This is a genomic window from Candidatus Magnetobacterium casense (assembly GCF_019173545.1).
Taxonomy (GTDB): Bacteria; Nitrospirota; Thermodesulfovibrionia; order Thermodesulfovibrionales; family Magnetobacteriaceae; genus Magnetobacterium; species Magnetobacterium cryptolimnobacter.
Genome location: NZ_JABXWD010000659.1, coordinates 1 through 1,402, shown reverse-complemented (window position 1 = coordinate 1,402; position 1,402 = coordinate 1). Strand labels below are relative to the sequence as shown.

The window sequence follows — 1,402 nt, the reverse complement described above, 5'->3', positions numbered from 1 at the left end:
TCATTAACCGTTATCGTGCTGCTTGTGTAACTGCCCTTTATAGTTCTCAGTGGCAGAGTCAAAGCCCTGCCCAATCTGTAACTAAAGGAGCTTTGGTATATGAAACGTTCGTTAAACAAGTCGGTGGCATAGCGCATCATGTCGTAGCTCCAGAGTCTCAATTCTTCGTAGGCCATTTTAATGGCCTGGAGTCTTTCAAAGAATTCGCTGGCCTTGACTTGGAATTCGATCTGCTTTTTTTCGGCCTCTTCCTTACACAATTGGCTCTGTGTCTGCCACTGCAATGCCCCCGCCTGCCACCTTTGTGTTTCTGCTTGCCACATTTGTGTCTCTGCCTGCCACTTATGAGCCTCCGTTAGCGACTTGACATTTTCGGCGTGCCATTTATTAGCCTCTGCCTCCCACCACTTGGATTCCACCTCTGTCTTTGCGAGACTGTGTTGCAACCTATGCCTGACGGTCCGTGTGATGTAGCGTCTTATCTTGTTGACATGTTCGATGGGCGTATGGATATCATCGCCAAATTGCTCTTTTATGGCGTTCTTTAAGAAGTGAAACGTCTCCAGATTAGCCACAAGGGGGTCTTTGAGGATCGCATTGTGGCCGTGAAGACGATAGAGCATCAACTGAGAATCTGTCAGATAGGCAAAGGCCTTTTCGTTATGCCTTATGGCTCTGTAGGCAAAGTCATAGTCCAGGGTATACTTGCGTGCCTTAAAGAGGCCAATATCGCTGACAAGAGAGGTCTTAAAGAAGAAGTTTGAGGTGCTGATCGTGTAGTTCCCCGCAAGCAGGGCCTTTAGTGGTGATTTTGTCTCCCTGTAGTGTGACTTAAGCCCACCGTACCATTGATTCCACCAGTGTTCGGGGTCGGTTATCAGGTCGGAGTTTTCGTCAATGAGGCCTATATCCGTTATGATAAAGTCGAGGTTGTCCTGCTGTGAGAGTTCCACCAGCGTTTGGATTCGATTACAGTGATAGACGTCATCGGAGTTTATTATGCTAATGTACTGTCCCTGAGCAATGGCAATGCCGCGGTTTATGGCGCCGTGAGAACCGCTGTTTTGTTGATACTCGTACCTGATCCTCGGGTCGTCATACTGCAGCACACGTGCGTGTGTGTTGTCGCTGGAGCCGTCGTTTATTATTATCAATTCCAGGTCGGTATATGTCTGATTCAACACGCTCTCCACGGCTTCTTCGACAAAAAGCTCGTGGTTATATGCAGGCATCACAACGCTAACAAGGGGTTTTAACATAACCTAAGCAACCGAGCATAAGTAACTATAACAGGAAGAAGGGGTCAAGGGGGCTGGCCCCCTTGCGGGGGGTTCTAAAGGGGGGCGGAGCCGCCCCTTTCTTTCTTTTCTTAGGGGTGAACTATTGTTATACATATTTATGC

1 protein-coding gene is annotated in these 1,402 nt (G+C 48.1%); it reads right to left on the bottom strand.

The window, feature by feature from the left end; all coding sequences use genetic code 11:
• Positions 1-1,259 (bottom strand): glycosyltransferase family 2 protein (locus HWQ67_RS18505; RefSeq protein WP_218254170.1); only part of this gene is annotated, 1,259 nt, incomplete at its 3' end.
• Positions 1,260-1,402: the final 143 nt, after the last annotated feature.